This is a genomic window from Candidatus Methylomirabilis sp. (genome assembly GCF_028716865.1).
Lineage (GTDB): Bacteria > Methylomirabilota > Methylomirabilia > Methylomirabilales > Methylomirabilaceae > Methylomirabilis.
Genome location: NZ_JAQUOY010000020.1, coordinates 1 through 18,387 on the forward strand (window position 1 = coordinate 1; position 18,387 = coordinate 18,387).

Sequence of the window (18,387 nt, forward strand, 5' to 3'; positions counted from 1 at the left end):
AAAGAGGCGCTGCAGCACCCGACATGGATCATGGGGAAGAAGATTACCATCGATTCGGCTACCCTCATGAATAAGGGGCTGGAAGTCATCGAGGCCAGTTGGTTCTTTTCTCTCACGCCGCAACAGATCGACGTGATTATTCATCCGCAGAGCATCATCCATTCGATGGTAGAGTTCATAGACGGGGCGATCCTGGCTCAGATGGGGGTGACGGATATGGGATTGCCGATCCTGTACGCCCTCTCATACCCTGACCGGCTTCAGACTCCACTGCCGCCCCTCGACCTGAACGCCCTGTCGGCTCTGACATTTGAACCGGTTGACCACGAGAGGTTCCCCTGCCTCGGATTCGCCTATCAGGCGCTCCAGGCGGGTGGAACCTATCCGGCCGTTCTCAACGCAGCCAACGAAGTGGCGGTAGACCTGTTTCTCTCCGGACGGGTCACCTTCCCTGACATTCCCGCCCTGATCGCTAAAGCGATGGACAGTCACCGAGGTCGCAAGATCGATTCTCTTGAAGATGCCCTGGATGCCGATCGCGAGGCTCGGAGGCTGGTTTTTGCGGCACTGCAAAACTAAGGCAAGGAGAGGGGCTTGTACGTTGGTATGATAGCCTCGGCATCTACGGTTGCTCTCAGCCTCTTAGATGTAGTCGATCCACGACCATTCCTTTCGCGTCTTGACTATCTCCTTTGGGCTGTCCTCGTCCTGGGCGCGCTCATCTTCGTCCACGAGCTCGGTCACTTCCTAGTCGCCAAGCGGGCGGGAGTCAAGGTCCTGAAGTTTTCCCTCGGTTTCGGCCCAAAGATCATCGGGCTCACGCGCGGCGGGACCGAATATCTCCTGTCCGCCATCCCGCTTGGCGGCTATGTCAAGATGCTGGGCGAGGATCCGAAGGAAGAGGTCGCCGACCCGGAAGGATCATTTTCCGCAAAACCGGTCGGGTGGCGCTCGCTGATCATCCTGGCCGGCCCTGGATCCAATCTTCTCCTTGCCGTCACCATTTTCTGGGTTGTCTTCACGGTCGGCGTCCCGACTCTCGCTACCAAGGTGGGGGAGGTGATGCAGGACTTCCCGGCGCACGAGGCCGGCGTGCTGGTCGGCGATCGGATCAAGGCGATCGACGGGCACCCCATTGAGAAGTGGGAGGAGTTGGCAACCCAGATCCATAAAAGCCCCGGGCGGCCTGTTCGTCTAACAGTCGAAAGAGCAGGAAACCGGTTTGATCTGGTAGTGGCTCCAAAGGCCACTCGTCAGAAGAATCTGTTCGGGGAGGAGCAGGAGATCGGTCTGCTTGGTATCGCGCCGGCAGAAGAGTTCCTGATCGAGCGAGCCAATCCAGTCACCGCATTTGCAAGAGCGATCTACAAGACGTACGATCTCAGCCGCCTGATCCTGCTGACCTTTGTCAAACTGATCCAGGGCGTTGTCCCGGCCAAGACGATCGGCGGACCGCTCCTTGTGGCGCAGATGGCCGGCCAGCAGGCGCGTCTGGGCATCTTGAACCTCCTGTTCTTTACGGCGCTGCTGTCCATCAACTTGGCGATCCTGAATCTGCTTCCGATCCCTATTCTGGATGGGGGGCACCTGTTCTTCTCGCTGATTGAAGCCATTCGCGGTAAACCAGTTAGTCTGCAGAAGCGAGAGATGGCCCAGCAGGTCGGATTAGCCCTGTTGGTGGCTCTGATGATTTTTGCCTTCTACAACGATATCTTCCGCCTGCTTGGAAGACAGTAACATGATTGAACGACGTGAGACGCGGCAGATTCAGGTAGGAGCAGTCAAGATCGGCGGTCACGCGCCGATATCGGTCCAGTCGATGACGAAGACCGACACGCGGGACGTCCGGGCCACGGTGGACCAGATCTGGGCATTGGAGGTGGCCGGATGCGACATCGTGCGGGTCGGTGTCCCGGTCAAGGAAGCCGCAGAAACGCTGGGCGAGATCCGCAAGCAGATCCGGATCCCCTTGATTGCCGATATCCACTTCGACTATAGGCTTGCCCTGATTGCCCTCGAACAGGGAGTAGACGGCCTCCGTCTCAACCCCGGCAACATCGGGGACCGTTCTCGTGTGGAGGAGATCGTCAAGGCAGCAGCCGAGCGAAAGATTCCGATCCGCATCGGCGTGAACGGCGGATCCCTGGAGAAAGACCTGCTGACCAGGGATGGCGGGCCAACGCCAAAGGGAATGGTGGAGAGCGCCCTACGCCACATCCGGATTCTCGAAGATCTGAACTATCCTGAGATGAAGATCTCACTGAAGGCCTCCGATCCCCTGATGATGATTGAGGCCTATCGCCTCCTGGCGGAAGAGATCGAGTACCCCCTCCATCTTGGCGTCACAGAGGCCGGAACGCCTGGGGTGGGAACGATCAGGTCGGCCGTCGGTATCGGAACACTGCTTGCCGAGGGGATCGGCGACACTATTCGGGTGTCGCTCTCGGCCGATCCCGTCGAGGAGATCAAAGCAGGAGTCGAGATCTTGAAGTCACTCGGTCTTCGAAAGGGCGGGCTGACCTTTGTCTCCTGCCCGTCTTGCGCGAGGGCCGATATCGATCTGGTTGCCATGGCCCAGGAGGTGGAGCGGCGACTGGCTGGGATCACCAAGGAAATCCACGTTGCCGCGATGGGGTGCGAGGTGAACGGACCTGGGGAGGCCAGAGCCGCCGACATCGGGGTCGCCGGTGGTAAGGGGATCGGCTGGATTTTCAAAAAGGGAGAGGTGATCCGGAAGGTCAAGGAGTCGGAGATCGCCGATGCCCTGATAGAAGAGATCAATAAGATGGTGGTAGAAGGCGACGGCCAGCCGTAAAAGCGGGAGTGGATGGCCGATCGGCGGCGAGCGAGGGAGGATGGACAATCCAATCCTCCTTTTGTTTTGGCTGATTAGATAGAGATGAAACGACGGGTGTTGCCATGCGCTGGACAAGGTCACTAATCCCAACCCTGAAAGAAGAACCAGCAGAAGCCGAAGCGATCAGTCACACGCTGATGCTCCGGGCCGGCTTGGTCCGGCAACTCGCGGCCGGGATTTACGTCTACCTACCGCTCGGGCAGCGGGTCATGGACAAGGTAAACGGTATCATCCGCGAGGAGATGAACCGGATCGGTGGGCAGGAGATTACCATGCCGATCCTGCACCCGGCCGAGTTGTGGCAGCAAACCGGACGATGGACGGCCATCGGTGAGGAGATGTTTCGGCTGCAGGATCGTGGCAAGCGTCAGATGTGCCTGGGGATGACCCATGAAGAGGTCATCGCCTGGCTTGCAGCCCGAGAAATCCGGTCATACCGGGATCTTCCGCAGATCTGGTACCAGATCCAGACCAAGCTCCGGGACGAGGCCAGGCCCAAGAGCGGTATCCTCCGGACGCGGGAGTTCCTGATGAAGGACTCCTATTCCCTTGACCGGGATGAGAAAGGGCTGGAGAGGAACTACGAGCTTCACAAGGAGGCCTACGGTCGCATCGTGACGCGGTGCGGCCTGTCCTGTCACGTCGTCGAGAGTGATCCTGGGATGATGGGCGGTGCAACCGCGCACGAATTCATGGCGCCGAGCGAGGCCGGAGAGGATGAGGTTGCCCTCTGTGAGCGCTGCCACTACTCGGCCAATGTCGAGATGGCTATCTCCAGACCGCGAAGCCCGGTATTTCCCGAATGGCCCCTCGAAGAGATCGCCACACCGGACGCCCGAACCATTGAAGAGGTATGCCGGTTCCTGAATATCGATCCGGCGCTGACTATCAAGTCGTTACTGCTTGTAAACTGCGATGGACCGCTTCTGGCTCTTCTGAGAGGCGATCAGCGACTTCACGAACGAAAGCTCGCACGCGTGACCGGAGAGGTTCGCCCAGCCCATCGCGATGAAGTTGTTGCCTCCCTCGGGGCCGAGCCTGGCAGTATCGGTCCCGTCGGGGTGAAGCTTCCCATCATCGCCGATGAGTCGTTGCGCGAAGGCCGGTATGTCGTCGGGGCCAACAAGAGCGGTTTCCACCTGCGTGGGATCGTACCAGGCATTCACTTTCAGCCCAGGTGGGCCGACATTCATCAGACCAAAAGCGGGGATGGGTGTCCGCATTGCGAGGGGAGTCTCTCTATCGAGCGCGTGATCGAGGTGGGAAATATCTTTAAGCTCGGGACAAAATATTCGACCCCTCTCAAGGCGATGTATCTGAATGAGGCCGGAGAGGAGCGTCCCATCGTTATGGGGAGTTATGGGATCGGGCCGGCCCGGATCGCCGCTGCCGCGATCGAACAACACCATGACGAACTTGGGATCGTCTGGCCCCCGGCCATCGCGCCCTTTCAGCTTCATCTGCTGCCGGTCAACGTGCGGGACCAGAAGCTGGTTGAACTGGCCGAGGCGATCTATACTCAACTGACCAGGGAGCGGATCGAGGTCCTATATGATGACCGAGATGAGCGCCCAGGCGTAAAGTTCAAGGACGCCGATTTGCTTGGTCTGCCTCTTCGAATGACCGTCGGGACTCGTGCCCTCAAGGAGGGGATGGTTGACTTGAAGATACGAAAGGCCGGCGAGGAGGTACAGGTCCCACTCTCTGAAGCGGTCGCCAGGGCGCACACCATCCTTTCTCACCTTTCTGATTAACAACCCAAAAATAAACCCCCCACCAGAGTCAGGTCTCTGCTGGAGGGTCCATCATTTTACGTCTGTTCGGCTACAATAGAGTTTCCGGATGAGGACCGTGGCGCCCCTTTTTAGGCCGGTTTCTTCCGCCTGCCGTTCATATAGAATCTTACGACCAATACCAAGGCGAAAATCGCCAACAATGAACCGGCCATCTGAAACCCAAGATTTGAGAAGAACCAAGGAAGACGGCTCTGCGCCCGTACCGCCAAGCCCACCGTAAAGGGGAAGCTGTAGGTAGGATCAACGGCATGCATCTGCGCTTCTGTCGGATCGGTCCCTGGCCCGTGGGTGTGGCTGACCCGCTGCCACTCCCCGATCTCGGAACCGCGATGAGGTTTGTGGGCAATGCCAGGACCTACCTTTTCCAATGTCATGAGGGCGATGTAGTGACCAGCCTTGAGGATCTCGGTATCGATCCGTATCGACCCATCACCGTACACAGCCGGCGGAAGAGAGAAGACCGTGTGCGAGTGCGCGCTATCGCCCTTGTCCTCGTGGGCCCCAACAGCCTCAACAATCCGGACAGAGATGGGAAGCTGTCGCATCTCTTCATTGTACAGGTCAAAGGCGATAGAAAACTTACCCGTCTTCGGGACGCCTTCGCAGTAGGACTGAAACTCCTTCTTTACCTGCGCCGAACCCACTTCGTGCAGTAAAGGAATCATGCCCGAACCTACAATCTCCTGATAGGCTGTAAAGTGAACGGTATAGTGGCCCTTCAGGGCGGTACAGGCATCCGCTGCATCCCAGTCGCCCATCGTATCACCACCACCATGACCACGAGCCTGAGATGCCCAGAAAACGGGCAGAAGTACAGCGCATAATAACAATATGAAGCGTTTCATTGTATTCCTGCTCCTCTCCCATACTAATCTAGGGCGCTCGTTCCCCGCCGTCAAGCTCAATATCCCCACTAGATCAGCAGTATATGGGATGTCTCTCCGTCAGACCATCACGATGACTTATCCAGCTTGCCTGGCAGGCCGGGCTCGGTCAGTTTCATCGGATCCAGGATCTGGATTATCTGAGCATCGGTGAGCAGCTTTTCCTCGCGGACGATGTCGATGATCGTCTTTTGCTCTCGTGCGGCGCGCTTTACTACCTCTGCGGCCCTAGCATAGCCGACCAACACATTCAATGCTGTCGCCAGCGCCATACTACGCTCGGCATAGCGGCGACATCGGTTGGCGTCGGCAACAATGCCGCCGACACAGCGGTCAATAAAAACCCGGATAGCATTTTTCAGGATCTCAATCGACTGGTGGAGATTATAGGCCATAACCGGCATCATGACGTTCAGTTCAAGCTGTCCGGCCTGGACCGCCATCGAGACGGTCAGATCGTTACCGATAACCTGAAAGCAGACCATGTTCAGCATCTCAGCCATAGAAGGGTTGATCTTACCCGGCATGATCGAGGAACCTGGCTGCACCGCAGGCAGCTTGATCTCGGCCAACCCGGTGGTGGGACCTGAGGTCAGCAGACGCAGATCGTTGCAGATTCGTGTAAGTTCAAGCGCCAACAGCCTCAGGGCTGATGAGGCCTCGGCGATAGGGAGATTCGACTGCATCGCTTCGCGCATGTCGGGCGCATTGCGCCATGCGATTCTCGTCCAGGCCTGCAGGTACCCCACCAGCCTGGCACGATATTGTGGGTGAGTATTCAGGCCGGTACCGGCCGCGCTCCCGCCGACCCCCAACTCTTCAAGCGATTGCGCCGCGGCAGCGATCCGCTCCCCACATTTTCCGATGGTCACGGCATAGGCCGCGAACTCCTGCCCCAAACGAATCGGAACGGCGTCTTGTAAATGTGTTCGAGCCGATTTCAGGATACCGTCAAACTCCTTGGCCTTTTCGGTCAGGGCGGTCTGTAGATCGTTCAGGACCGGCAGCAGCTCTGCAAGCAATAGGCGGCCAGCCATCCGTATGGCGGTTGGAAAGACGTCGTTGGTGGACTGAGCCATATTCACATGGTCATTGGGATGAACAATCGTATAGTCCCCCTTCTTCCCACCCAACAGCTCGATGGCCCGGTTGGCCAGGACCTCGTTCACGTTCATGTTAAAAGATGTCCCGGCACCTAGCTGGTAGACGTCTACAACAAACTGATCACGGAGCTTGCCGGTCAGGACCTCGTCGGCCGCCGCTGCGATCACCCTGCTGATCTCCGGCTTCAAGAGCTCCAGGTCAGCGTTGACCAGCGCGGCCGCCTTCTTCACCAGAACGATCGCCTCCACCATCCGAGGGTGCATCTTGAGGCCGCTGATAGGGAAATTCTCCATCGCCCGTACCGATTGCAGGCCATAATAGACCTCGGCCGGTACCTCCTGTTCCCCTAATACGTCCTTCTCGATTCGCGTCGCCATCTTTTTCTCCCTGGCGGCTATAAGGTTTCACACGGTGGAATCTTCACCGCCAGCGCCTTGAGTCGAGTCGGCGTGAGTTCACTCCTGAGCGTCCAGGCAGGATCGGCATACTGATCCCTTTTCTTCATCAGCAACCATTCCTTCCCGGTCTCGCCCCTGGCGAACCGGGCCAGCGCGAACGCCCCCTTCAGTTTCTGCCCTCTCAAAATGAACGCGAATTTCCCCGCTGCCATCTGCGCCTCTGGTAGCCCCGCCTCGCTCATTCCGTAGGTCCCGTGGTCCCAGACTACCACGGGTCCAGCGCCGTAGCTCCCCTCCGGGATGATTCCCTCAAAGTCGATATACTCCAACGGGTGATCCGCAACCATCATGGCCAGGCGCTTGTCAGCAGGATTCAGGGATGGACCTTTGGGAACCGCCCACGATTTGAGGACCCCGCCCATCTCGAGCCGGAAGTCATAGTGTAGCCGCGACGCCCTATGTTCGTGGACGACAAACCGTAGCGTCATGCTTACTGTGGGTTTCACCATCTTCTCGCATCTTCCCTGAAAGTAATCTCAATCCTTCCGGCATTATGTCATAAGTAAAAGTGGTGGAGCAAATATCTCGTGGCGTTCACCATTGATGCGGTTGCCCGCCTCGCATCCGCGTAGTAGAATGGCGCAGTGTCATTTTCCAGCGTAACGAAGCGGCGATTGAGTTGGCTGCAGGACGGGTTTATAACTCGCATTTACCACCGGAGTGAGGTGACGACACCATCAGCGCGAGCGTAGATGAAAAATCACTTCAGCATCATCTCACTTGCGAGACGCGCGGGCTGGAGACACTCTGCCAACAGGTCATCGCCTGTCGACGCTGCCTGCGGCTGGTGCAACATCGGGAGTGGACAGCTCAAGAAAAGGTACGGCGGTACCGCGAGTGGGAGTACTGGGGGCGACCGGTCCCCGGATTTGGCGATCCGGCCGCGCGCCTACTCGTGGTCGGCTTGGCGCCCGCCGCTCACGGAGGCAATAGGACTGGTCGGATCTTCACCGGGGATCGAAGCGGAGACTTTCTGTATCGGGCCCTCTATCGGGCTGGGTTCGCCAACCAGCCAACCTCAATCGATCGCAACGATGGCCTTCACCTCACGGATTGCTATATCACTGCCGTTGTCCGATGCGCCCCACCAGACAACAAGCCAACCCCAATCGAACTTAAGCGCTGTCTCTCCTTCCTCCTGGAGGAACTCACGCTGCTCCGGCAGGTCCGGGTGATCGTGGCCCTGGGCCAAATCGCCTTTCGGGCCTGCCTGGATGCCTTGGAGGCTCGTGACGTTCCACTCCCGACCCCCAGGCTCCACTTCCGGCACGGGCAGGTCACGGCCCTTCAGAATGATCTCGTACTGGTAGCCTCGTATCATCCGAGCCAGCAGAATACCCAGACCGGCAGGCTGACCGAGGTGATGTTTCAGCAGATCTTTGACGTAGGAAGGCGCTATCTGGATCCGCACTCGGGTTGACCAGACACACAATCACAACACAGTGAGTAAGATGCAAAACAAGGCGCGAGGCATCCTGTTGGATTTTGATCATACCCTCTTTGATACCGATCGCTTCTTCTGGGTCGATCTCAAGTCCGCCTTTGCCCGCTTCGGCATCCCCGATGACGCCTGGGAAAAGAGCTACGAGGCGATCTGGCCATCAGGATATTCGTTGGAGAAGCACCTCGAAAAGCTTGCGCGCCTCGGCACGGTTGCTGATTCTTCAACAGCACAGGCGATGCTGGAGGCCCTTAAGAGTGCCTTCTCAGATCTCCAACCTTATCTTTTTCCTGATGTCCTGGAGTTCCTGGATGCTGCGCGATACCGCGGGTTCGAGTTGATCCTCCTCTCCTTCGGTGATCCGGCCTGGCAGAGCTACAAGGTGCAGGCCTCCGGGCTCACGCCATACTTCACGCAGATCTTGTATACGGCCAAAGAGGCGGGCAAGGCAGCATTATGCGCTGAGTGCGCACTGGAGTACGGAGAACTTTACGCTATCGATAACAATCCGGCGGACCTTGATGCCATGAAGGCGTCTACCCCACGGTTGCAGACGTATCTGATCTGTCGTGTGGAGCCATCCCTCCTTGAGGGGGCTGATCCGCTGGTTCGGGATCGCTTCCGCGAGGCCGCCAGGTATCTTACGATTCCCTGTCTTCTCACGCATCATCGGTGTTATAGCCTCAAGGAGGTGTCTCTTTCATGACCGAACCGATCGTCGCGAGGGCTCCGACGCGCATCGACTTCGCTGGCGGCACACTCGATATCCCGCCGCTTTACCTCTTTCACCAACCGGCGATCACCATCAACGTCGCGATCGACCTTGTCGCCGAGGTTGCTGTGACGCGGCGGCCCGGTCGCGCTATCCGACTCTTTGCTTCTGACCAGGGGCGGCAAGCGACTTGGCCGTCGCGTGAACAGATCACCTGGAAGCGCCAGCCATTTCTGGAGATGCTGGCCAGGCTCATCCAGTCGCTCGCGCCTGATGGCGGCCTCGATGTCCGAACTGACTGTCAAGCTCCGGCCGGCGCCGGGACCGGCGGCTCTTCGGCGCTGGCGGTCGCAACGGCGGCTGCCTTGGCTGCGGTCGCAGACCTGCAGGTCAAGCGTTCAACGCTGATCGAATACGCAAAGAGTATCGAGACGCAGGCGATCCGTGTCCCCACCGGGTATCAGGATTACTACGCCGCGGTTTACGGCGGTGCCAGCAGCATCGAATTCGGGCTCACCGGCATCCGCCGAACCGTTATCGCGGAGAAGGCATTTCTTACGCAGCTCGAGCGGCACCTGCTGTTACTGTACCTCGGCAAGCCTCGCTTCTCAGGTGCCAACAACTGGGATTTATTCAAGCGCCACATAGGAGGGGATCACAGGACACTGGCTCTCTTCGACGCGCTCCAGGAGAATGCTCTCGCCATGCAGCGCGCCTTCCAATCGCAGGACCTACACAGTATCGCCCGTATCCTGAACCGGGATTGGGAGACCCGGCGACGGGCGCTTCCCACCATGAGTAGCCCGGCCATCGACCAATTGATTCGTTCTCTGAGGCGGGCTGGCGCTATCGGAGCCAGGGTCTGCGGCGCGGGCGGCGGCGGCTGCCTTGCCCTCATCATTGAGCCGGAGGCCAGAGCGACACTCATCGCCTTGGCCAAGGCCGCGGGCGCTAAGAGCCTGCCCTCCGTCGTCAATACGCGAGGCCTAGTAGTTCACCGCGGCAAAGAAAACTTTCAGGTGAGCACCTAGCAGTTAGGAGTGTGGGCTGAAGGCTGAAGTCTTTCGATATAGCCCCTCTCCCCCATTCAGTCTTCAGCCCATCTACCTACCTTTCCTTATGAGCTGATAACCGAACGCTCTTCAACTTTTTCCTTGCATCCGCCGAAAGGTTCCACTATCGTAAATGTACACAAGAAAGGAGGTGATCCAGTGGGCTTACCATTAACCATCTGGACATGTGAGGTGATTGTAACGTAGGCGTGTCCTCCTCACCGGATCGACTGCCTATGGATTTCGCCTGCGGAATCCCAGCAGTCACCGAGCCCTGAAGCCTTGGCTTTGTCCGACCAGGCCCTGCGATGCTATCGCAGGGAAGCGCTTCGGGGCTTTTTATTTTGTTGGCGACAACTTGAGCGTTACACCTTCGAAGAGACCATCATTGCATACACTTTGGTCTCACTCGCCCCTACTTGATCTGGAAGCTCTCTCTTAGCCGCATCATCGGGTCCTTCACCCAGCTACTGCAACTGCCCTTCTCCTCGCGGAGCCACGACTCGCCGAAAGCATCATATTCGATCCAGAAGACCCGGTTATCGAAGAAGTGGACCCTCAGAATCTCTATCTGTCCGGGTTTCATCCCGGGCACCCATCGTCCCCAGACCTCCTGCTTCAGATCCATGGGGCCCTGGGAGGAGACGAGCTTTGAGACCTGTTCGCGGGTCATGCCCAGCACAAGTGTCTGATACGCCTGGCGTGTAGGCGTGACGGCCGGCGGCGCTTGCTGCGCGAAAACCGGGGTTGCTAGGTAAAGCATTGCTACCAGCAGCAGGACGCTGGCTGCTCGGGTCATGATACCCTCCTTCCGTCTAGGTATGAGATTCGACAATAACGATCTTCGATATCGGATCCCTGATCTACCATCCAAGATCGCCTTTCCCCTGATCACCCGACTTCGGCGCAAGTCCTGATGGGGAGATCGTGGGTGACGATTTCATCAGCAACTCCAACGACTCCACCCTACTCCTGAACTGCTCGCTCATAAGCTTACCCTCTTCCGGGGTTCCAACGACATGAGGTGTGATCAGGATGAGGAGCTCGTCCCGATTGAGCGACTCAGTGGTTCCACGGAACAGATATCCGAGCAGCGGGATCGAGCTTAGAAACGGGATGCCGGTGTAGCTTTTCGATTTGTCAGTCCGGATGATCCCTCCAATAAGCAGCGACTGGCCATCCTGCACCACCACCGCTGTCTTTGTTGTCGTCTTGTTGAACGAGGCTCCGCCCTCAGACGCGGCCGTGGGACTGCCTCCGGTTGGAGCTATGCTGGTATTTTCTGTTTCTATGTCCAGGGTGACGAATCGCTTCTCATTCACGTGCGGCTTAATCTTCAGGATAATCCCGATATCCTTGCGCTGGAACGTGCTGAAAAGATTGGAGGTGGCGCCACCCTCGGTACTGCTAGTGGTCCCCAAAGTTTGTACGCCGGTGGGAATCGGTACCTCCTGACCGATCTGGATAGCAGCCTCCTTGTTATTCGCCGTAAGCAGATGCGGGTTGGCCAGGACCTGCGCTTTCGACACCTCAGCAAGATTTCTTAGGACCACGCGAACTTTATCCTTGTCTACGAAGGCGAAGGTAAGACCAGAGGCGAGTTTTTTTGTCGGGTCCTGCACAACTCCAGCGATCGCCTGGGTGATGGGACCGCCAAATTGTCCCCCCACGAGGAATTGACCGCTCCTGATAATCTCCTCCAAGCTAAAACTAAAACCGTCGCTCAAGGTGATCCGGGCGAGCATAAGCTCGATCAACACCTGTTTCGGAACGATGTCGATTTGCTTGATCGTTGCCTCGATGATCTCGTAGTTGCGCGGAGAGGTCTTGATGATCAGCGCATTGGTCGCTTCATCGGATACAATGGTCACCTCGCCTACGACTTCACCAGGCGCCGCCTCAGCGCCTGGCGGCAGCGCGGCCCCTTGGGTTGACGAAGCGGGGGCGGGCTGGCCAGGGGCCGGTTGGGGTGTAGGAGCGGCCGGTGGCGGCGTACCAGTTCCCGGTTTTGCGGACGGCTGGCCCGGTCTCGTCCCTGCCGACGCGGCACCCCGCACCAGGTCTCGGCGACCGTAGAGGGTATTGAGGGTATTCGCCAGCTCGGCGGCCTTCGCGTTCTCCACGAAATAGACGAAGATCCGCTGGATATTATCCCGCTTAGATGGGATATCAAGGGCCTTAATAGTGTCGAGCAGCCGATTGATCGTTGAGCTGAAGCCGGCAATGATCAGGCTGTTGGTCTCCTTGTGGACCAACATCTTGGCGCCCTTGGCTAAGAACGACTGAAGGATCTTGGCCATCTCGTCGGCAGAGAGGTGGTCAAGGTGAACAATCTGGGTCATGTAGCGTTCCCGCTCTTCAGCACGTTCTTTTCCCACCTGCACGTCCTGAGGTTCCTGCTGGGCGACCGCGATCGGGACAATCTTGTAATAAGAGCCTTCCTTCACCGCCACTAGGTTATTGACCTCCAGCACCGATTCCATGATGGAGAAGACCTCGGTAGCGGGAACCCTGGTCGTCGTCCGCATCGTGACGTTTGCCTTGACGCCGGGGCCGATGATGAAGTTGATCCCGGTGATATCGGCGATGGAACGAAGAACCAGCTCCAGATCGGCGTTGTCAAAGTTCAATGAAACGTACTGCGGTCCTCCAGGCTGGGCGGGTACTCCTCCTTTCGCCACATTATCGGGGTAAGCCCCCGATCCTGTTGAAGCAGCAGGAGCGCCTTCTTTCGACCCGGACGGAGGCACCGTGGCAGGTTCCAATTCTGTCACTGGCGAGCTTTCTGCCTTTTCCTCCTCTTTTTTCACCTCCATCTCTGTCTCCGCTACCTGCGGAGGCGCAGGGGTCGTAGCGGTGATCGGAGAAGCAGGCACCGGCGTCTGCGCCGGGGCTTCGGCCTTTGGAGGTGGTGCCTTCGGCTCCTGCCTGAATAGTCCCACAGTGTCAAAGCCAGTGCACGCTGACAGCAAAACCGCAACCGTCGAGATCAGAAGCACGAGAACATGCTTACGACTAGCCAATACTCGCTCCTTCCTCGTAGCAGGTGTCATGAGCCGACGGCCACTCATTCATGAAAAAGCCGTCAGCCCTCAATGAGGCTCTCACCGTGACGGCGCTCCCTCGACCGTCCCCGGAGGCCGGGGTAAGGGCGCGACCAAGGCAGGCGCAGCTCCGGCTCGCGCAGGCATGGGGGCCTGCGTGTGCGACGCCGCGCCAGGCTGAATCGGCGCCTTGAGCGTGATCTCCGAAATCGCGTCTCCCCGTTTGTAGAACACGCGATCTTCTCTGATATCGGTTACTGTCCCTCCCGCCACCTCCTGGCCAACTGAATAGATGTTCGCTTTGCCTCGGTCACTCAGGATCGCTTTGCGCTCGTGATCGACGAGCATAGTGCCGACAAGCGTTGGGGGCGGGATCGGGGGAGGGGGAGGGGGACCGGGCGGTCCCACGGGCCGGGGAGGTGGCTGCTTGAACGGATTTTTTTCGAGCAGTACATTGAACTGCGCCAGGGGCGGGCGCACGGTCGGGTTGAAAGTAAGAGATGTCGCCTCGGACGACGACTTCGCCGCGGCGAGGCTCGGGATCGGGGCACTGGGAGAAACCCAACTCTTTACCAGGGCGCCTCCGATCAGCACCGCGATCAGTCCCAAGGCGATATTCAGAAACCGCAGGGGCCTGTTCATGTCAGCTTTTTTCCTCAAACGTCGACGTGTATCCACTGACCACAACTGTCACCTGCAGTTCGGCGCCAGGCCTGGGGAAACTCGCGTTGACCATGAGCTTGGGCACGGTCAAGAGCTTTCCAGCGCTCTCGATCTTATACAAGAAGTCGCGAAGCTTCTGGAGATCAGCGTTCAAGGAAAGTTCCACCGCAACCTGTGTGAACCCCTCTGCTTTCTTCGGCGGGTGGATGCTTTCACTTACGATGGTGACCCCGCTCTCTGAAGCCACCTTGTGCAACATCGCCTGAAGGTCGGCAGCGGCGAGCGTTACTTTCTCGCCAGACAAGAGTCGCTGCTGCAGTTGCTTGTACAGCCCTTCGGCCTCAGCGAATTTCTTCTCGTACCGTCTCTTGCCCTCTACAACCAGTTGGAACCGTTCAAGGGCCTGGAGTCTTTCCCGGTACTCGCTTCGAACCTGCATTTGGCTTAAAATGGCCGGAACGATGGCATAATTGATGGTGAGAAAAGCCACCAAGGCGGCTCCGCCCGCCACAAGAAGCCTGCGCTCACGGGAGGAGATGGTCACGGCTGCTTCTCCTTCTCCTTCTCCTTTTTGGCCTCAAGGAGCGCCTTGATCTGAAACTCTTGCCCTTCAGCGCCTCGCTGGGCCACCGGCGAGGTGAATTGGGCGTTTTCGAAAACTGACGACTGTTCTAGAATCGAGATCAGATCGGAGGCAGAACCGGTGATGACGCCGCCGATCTTCACTTCTCTCTTCTCGACCGTAAAGAGCGTGAGGGTCACACCCTTCGGCAGGATCTGGAATAATTCGCGCAGCATATCGAGCTTCCTGACCTCCTCTCGGTCAATGGTTTCCAGGGTGGTAATTTGACCGGCGAGAGAAGCGACCTCCCCCTTGAGTGACTCCACCTTCGCTGCCTCGGCCTGTACCCGATTCAGCGTATCGGTCAGCTCCGCCAAAGCCCGGCGCTCATGAATCGCACCATTCACCAGATATACGAGACCTAGGGCCACAATAAGGGCCAGGAGTCGGAAGGTCATCGCAAGGCTGGGATCGCGGCGGGGGGGGACCAGCTCTTTGGGCAGCAGGTCGATATCAAGCGGGAGCGCGACGAGCCCGTGAAGTGCCAGTCCGACAGCCACACCAAGAGAATGGGCCGCCTGAGAATCTACACCTCTTGCCTTAATCCGTCGGAAAGGTTGAAGGAACTCTACCTCAAGACCGGTTCGTTCGGCCAGGTGGCGCAACAGGTCTCCCCTGCCCACGCCCATTCCTGCGACAGAGATTCGCCCCACCTGTCGACCGCCATTGGCTTCGAGGTGAGCGAAAAGGCCAGCAATTTCCGGTACCAGCACATCAAGCGGCGCGGCCTGGCCAAGGATCACGTATCGGGAGTATTGAAGGATTCCCCGCTTGGCCAGACCCAGCTCGGCCTCCCCGTTCCGCAGATCGATGAGGGCTCTCAGGGGCTCCGCACCTCGCTCCTGGTTGTAAAGGAGAACATTAAGCGACGCGAACGCCGAGACACCAACAGCAGTCGGTGTGATCCCTGCTTCCTGTAGCAGAGCAAGGTATCGGCCGATCTCCTCTTTCCTGGCCGCGGCCAACAGGACAACGGCCTTTTCGGCGTTGCGCTCAAGTATCTGGAAGTCGTACTGCGCCTCCTCTGGAGGGAAGGGAACGTATCGTTCAACCTCATAGTCCAGGATCCCCTGGAGTTCCTCCTCGCCCACCGCCGGCATGCTCACCGATCGCATTGTGACAAAACGCCGAGGCAGGCCAACCGTCACGAAGGCGGGACGCTTGGGGAACCGAGCCGAGAGACCGGCCAGCTTCTCTTTGAGGACTTCTGGCCTGTCTTTCTCTTCGGCCGGCAGCTCTTCGATACCCCAATCGAGGAGTTGAACCCTCCCAAACGCTTTGCTCAACAAAGCATGGCAGAGCAGGCCACCCCGAATGTCGATACCCAGACTGACTTTCGGTTTTGGGATCAACTCGCTGAGCGTCATACACCTCCCTGTCTCGGGTCAAGGCTCCAGAGCCGCACAGAGAGCTTCGGTCGGCCTGGCGTCCCGTCGTTTCGGAGAATGGCAGCCACGCGAACCGTGAGTCTTGATCCCGTCATCTGCGCAGCCGATTCAACTGAGAAACTCGATGAAGTAGCCCTGACAAGCGAGCCGAGGCTGGCGCGGACTTGGCTCTGGTTGTCGCGCCCAGACAGACCTGCGCAGCCGGCAGAAGTCAAGAGAACAGTCAGTTGCCCCACCGCATCCCCCCGAAAGGGCTCTCCTGTTCTCCGGCTGAGGACGCACTTCGTCTCTGCGGGCGTCAGCCCAAGCGCCATCAATACGTCTGAACTAGCCGTGTTGACATTCACCTGACCCGAGCTATGAACAGACAGGTGCTGTGCCACTCCAAGGTATTCGCCTGGCTTGAGATTCCGTTCCCAGGAAGGCTGGTCCCCCAGTTCCTTCAGCCTTTGCGGGCTGGCGATGTTGCCATACAGGATCTCCGAGGTCATCCCTTTGACTAGAAGCAGTTCGTCGATAGATTCGAAGTTGGCGTTCTTGGCCCGGTATGGGCTGGGGAGGGACAGGTAGTAGTCGTCCTCGGCGCCGCTTAAGCGATGAAGAGTGTCGGCGTCGCGCCAATCCTGAATCGAATCGACGATGGTGGAAAGGAGTTTCTCATCCCTCACGCCAGAGTTAGAGAACAGCCGACGAAGCATCGCGTCGTATTGGGGGGTAATCTGCCCGTTTAGGGGAATCTTGCTCTCCTCATCCCTGACCGCCACCCAGTAATGCCCACCCCCCAGCGCCACATTCTCATAGGCGGCCGGATTGGTATGCCAGTGCTCGTCCAAGGCGTCGTAGCTCTTTGAATCGGGCGGGAAATCGCGATCAGCATTGATGATCTCCGCCGCCGCCCGGTACACACCGGCCTCCGCCAGGTAGTACGCCTCCGCCTCCTGCCTAAAGTTGCCGGCCGCGGCCAGCTCTGTGCGCATCGAAAAGGTGAAGGCCGTAAATACGACACTCAGAAACGTAAGGATCCAAAGCACAACCACTAGCGCCAACCCGCGCTCTGTGCTCCGCGCTTCGGGCATTTTTTTCACAGCGTTCGTCCCACTTGTACCGGAAAGACCAGCGGTGGGAGGCTCACCTCACGGAACACCCCCTGCTTCGCCTGTCGGATGAGTACGGTCATTTCTACAGCTAATGGCAACTGATAAGGGCTCTCCAAAGTAAGTGGGCCCCCCAGCGAAAGCATAACAACCGTTCTGTCCCGAGAAGGATCCCACAACTCGCGCCATACGGGGGGCAACCTCTCTTCAGGTTTTCCCTCCGGTACCAGATATCGAAATCGGACCTCCGATACCCGCTCATCGATCTGTTTCGCTCGTTCTTCCTGGGAACCCTGGGCAGTCCCTGGACCCAACATCGGGTAGCTTTCGGTAGCCACTAATCCACGTCCCGATTCCACTGCGTACGTCACCATCCTGATCATATGACTGAATGGCTCAGCTCCATAGCTCTGGGGAAGCGTGGCAAATGTAAGGGAATCAGAACTACCACGAAAGACGGTAACATCCTTGTCCAGCTCTTTCACGCGCAAAGGGTATATCGTCGTCAGATCCCGTGCGAGGGCATCGACAAGAGCACGAGTGCGCTGGCTCTCTTCTGCCCGCGCCTCCCCGCTCTCCCACGACTTGACTCCAATCTGGATCGCACCCAGCACAGCGACAAAGATGAGCGCCAAGATTGTCAGCGAGATCAAGACCTCGAGTAAGGTAAAGCCGGAAACAGTATGGGGCGCTTCGGACTTCTTTGTTGGTACTTCACACAATACGTCAACCATTTCGTCGCCTGACCCCTGCGCCTACCTGCCGAGTGCCGAAGCGACACGCGTCTGCCCCAGTTTCTTCTCGTCTACCACCATCCTCAAGGTCTGAAGGTCCACAAACTTCTCTCCACGGCGACCAAGCCAACTGACGCGGACCCGCACACTGTAGAGCCGACCGGGAAGCTCTTCCTCCTGTTCGAACGGCTGGACTTCAGAGGCCCAACGGAATCCCCCGCCGAATTCCCCTGTGTTGGCCGAGCCCGTGAGATTCTGCGCCGCGGCGACCTCGGCCATTTTCTGCCGGGCCAACAGGACCGCCTGGGTGTAGTCCTCAGATGCCTTCGCAGAGCGAACTCCAGCGGCCAACAGTTCCATGGCCAAGGCGAACCCGACGCCGAGAATGGCCAGGGCAACAATGACTTCCAGTAAGGTAAAGCCGGACTCGGAAGAGCGTTCCTGGAACCTTGGTCGTAGGGACAAGAGCGATCTTAGGTCTTGGGTCTTGGGTCTTAGATCAAAGATCCAACATCTGAAATCTACGATCGCCGTTCTT

Annotated in this window: 17 protein-coding genes and 1 pseudogene; 7 read left to right on the forward strand and 11 right to left on the reverse strand. The window is 58.2% G+C overall.

Features of this window, described 5'->3' with window-relative positions:
* The 4 genes and pseudogenes from PHV01_RS08925 to PHV01_RS08940 all read left to right on the forward strand — a co-directional run.
* Positions 1–579: pseudogene (locus tag PHV01_RS08925) on the forward strand (1-deoxy-D-xylulose-5-phosphate reductoisomerase); the annotation flags it as partial.
* Between the two features lie 27 nt (positions 580–606).
* Complete coding sequence (gene rseP / locus PHV01_RS08930; protein WP_337290809.1) at positions 607–1,737, forward strand: RIP metalloprotease RseP; 1,131 nt, start codon at positions 607–609, stop codon at positions 1,735–1,737.
* Position 1,738: 1 nt separating this feature from the next.
* Positions 1,739–2,815, forward strand: a complete 1,077-nt coding sequence (gene ispG / locus PHV01_RS08935) for a flavodoxin-dependent (E)-4-hydroxy-3-methylbut-2-enyl-diphosphate synthase (protein WP_337290810.1) — start codon at positions 1,739–1,741, stop codon at positions 2,813–2,815.
* 104 nt (positions 2,816–2,919) lie between these two features.
* Positions 2,920–4,611, forward strand: coding sequence for a proline--tRNA ligase (locus PHV01_RS08940; RefSeq protein WP_337290811.1), 1,692 nt, complete (start codon positions 2,920–2,922; stop codon positions 4,609–4,611).
* 110 nt (positions 4,612–4,721) lie between these two features.
* On the opposite strand, the gene PHV01_RS08945 is transcribed toward PHV01_RS08940, so the two are convergent.
* From PHV01_RS08945 to PHV01_RS08955, 3 genes are all read right to left on the reverse strand, one after another.
* Positions 4,722–5,411, reverse strand: a complete 690-nt coding sequence (locus PHV01_RS08945) for a hypothetical protein (RefSeq protein ID WP_337290812.1) — start codon at positions 5,409–5,411, stop codon at positions 4,722–4,724.
* 194 nt (positions 5,412–5,605) lie between these two features.
* Positions 5,606–7,018: an aspartate ammonia-lyase gene (locus PHV01_RS08950; RefSeq protein WP_337290813.1), complete on the reverse strand. Its 1,413-nt coding sequence runs from the start codon at positions 7,016–7,018 to the stop codon at positions 5,606–5,608.
* 17 nt (positions 7,019–7,035) lie between these two features.
* Positions 7,036–7,548 carry a DNA polymerase ligase N-terminal domain-containing protein gene (locus PHV01_RS08955; RefSeq protein ID WP_337290814.1) on the reverse strand — a complete coding sequence of 171 codons (513 nt, stop codon included), beginning with the start codon at positions 7,546–7,548 and terminating at the stop codon, positions 7,036–7,038.
* A 338-nt stretch (positions 7,549–7,886) separates the two neighbouring features.
* Between PHV01_RS08955 and PHV01_RS08960 the strand changes: the two genes are divergently transcribed.
* Genes PHV01_RS08960 through PHV01_RS08970 form a run of 3 tightly spaced genes read left to right on the forward strand, consistent with a single transcriptional unit; the run spans position 7,887 to position 10,283 of the window.
* A complete protein-coding gene (locus PHV01_RS08960) occupies positions 7,887–8,519 on the forward strand; it encodes a uracil-DNA glycosylase (protein ID WP_337290815.1) in 633 nt (210 codons plus the stop codon).
* 31 nt (positions 8,520–8,550) lie between these two features.
* A complete protein-coding gene (locus tag PHV01_RS08965) occupies positions 8,551–9,246 on the forward strand; it encodes an HAD family hydrolase (RefSeq protein ID WP_337290816.1) in 696 nt (231 codons plus the stop codon).
* Positions 9,243–10,283 (forward strand): hypothetical protein, encoded by a 1,041-nt coding sequence (locus tag PHV01_RS08970; RefSeq protein WP_337290817.1) that lies wholly within the window; start codon positions 9,243–9,245, stop codon positions 10,281–10,283. Before PHV01_RS08965 ends, PHV01_RS08970 begins: the two co-directional genes overlap by 4 nt.
* A 436-nt stretch (positions 10,284–10,719) precedes the next feature.
* Here PHV01_RS08970 and PHV01_RS08975 read toward each other — a convergent pair whose 3' ends face one another.
* The 8 genes from PHV01_RS08975 to PHV01_RS09010 all read right to left on the reverse strand — a co-directional run bounded on the left by PHV01_RS08975 (position 10,720) and on the right by PHV01_RS09010 (position 18,314).
* Positions 10,720–11,103, reverse strand: coding sequence for a hypothetical protein (locus tag PHV01_RS08975; RefSeq protein ID WP_337290818.1), 384 nt, complete (start codon positions 11,101–11,103; stop codon positions 10,720–10,722).
* 64 nt (positions 11,104–11,167) lie between these two features.
* On the reverse strand, positions 11,168–13,327 hold the full coding sequence (locus PHV01_RS08980) for a secretin N-terminal domain-containing protein (RefSeq protein ID WP_337290819.1): 2,160 nt from the start codon (positions 13,325–13,327) through the stop codon (positions 11,168–11,170).
* Positions 13,328–13,408: 81 nt separating this feature from the next.
* Positions 13,409–13,990 carry a hypothetical protein gene (locus PHV01_RS08985; protein WP_337290820.1) on the reverse strand — a complete coding sequence of 194 codons (582 nt, stop codon included), beginning with the start codon at positions 13,988–13,990 and terminating at the stop codon, positions 13,409–13,411.
* A gap of 1 nt (position 13,991) precedes the next feature.
* Positions 13,992–14,555 (reverse strand): type II secretion system protein GspM, encoded by a 564-nt coding sequence (gene gspM, locus PHV01_RS08990; RefSeq protein ID WP_337290821.1) that lies wholly within the window; start codon positions 14,553–14,555, stop codon positions 13,992–13,994.
* Positions 14,552–16,000 carry a pilus assembly protein PilM gene (gene pilM, locus PHV01_RS08995; RefSeq protein WP_337290822.1) on the reverse strand — a complete coding sequence of 483 codons (1,449 nt, stop codon included), beginning with the start codon at positions 15,998–16,000 and terminating at the stop codon, positions 14,552–14,554. Before pilM ends, gspM begins: the two co-directional genes overlap by 4 nt.
* Positions 15,997–17,097, reverse strand: a complete 1,101-nt coding sequence (locus tag PHV01_RS09000; RefSeq protein ID WP_337290823.1) for a hypothetical protein — start codon at positions 17,095–17,097, stop codon at positions 15,997–15,999. Before PHV01_RS09000 ends, pilM begins: the two co-directional genes overlap by 4 nt.
* Positions 17,098–17,102: 5 nt before the next feature.
* Complete coding sequence (locus tag PHV01_RS09005; RefSeq protein WP_337290824.1) at positions 17,103–17,849, reverse strand: prepilin-type N-terminal cleavage/methylation domain-containing protein; 747 nt, start codon at positions 17,847–17,849, stop codon at positions 17,103–17,105.
* 21 nt (positions 17,850–17,870) lie between these two features.
* A complete protein-coding gene (locus PHV01_RS09010) occupies positions 17,871–18,314 on the reverse strand; it encodes a type II secretion system protein (RefSeq protein WP_337290825.1) in 444 nt (147 codons plus the stop codon).
* Positions 18,315–18,387: the final 73 nt, after the last annotated feature.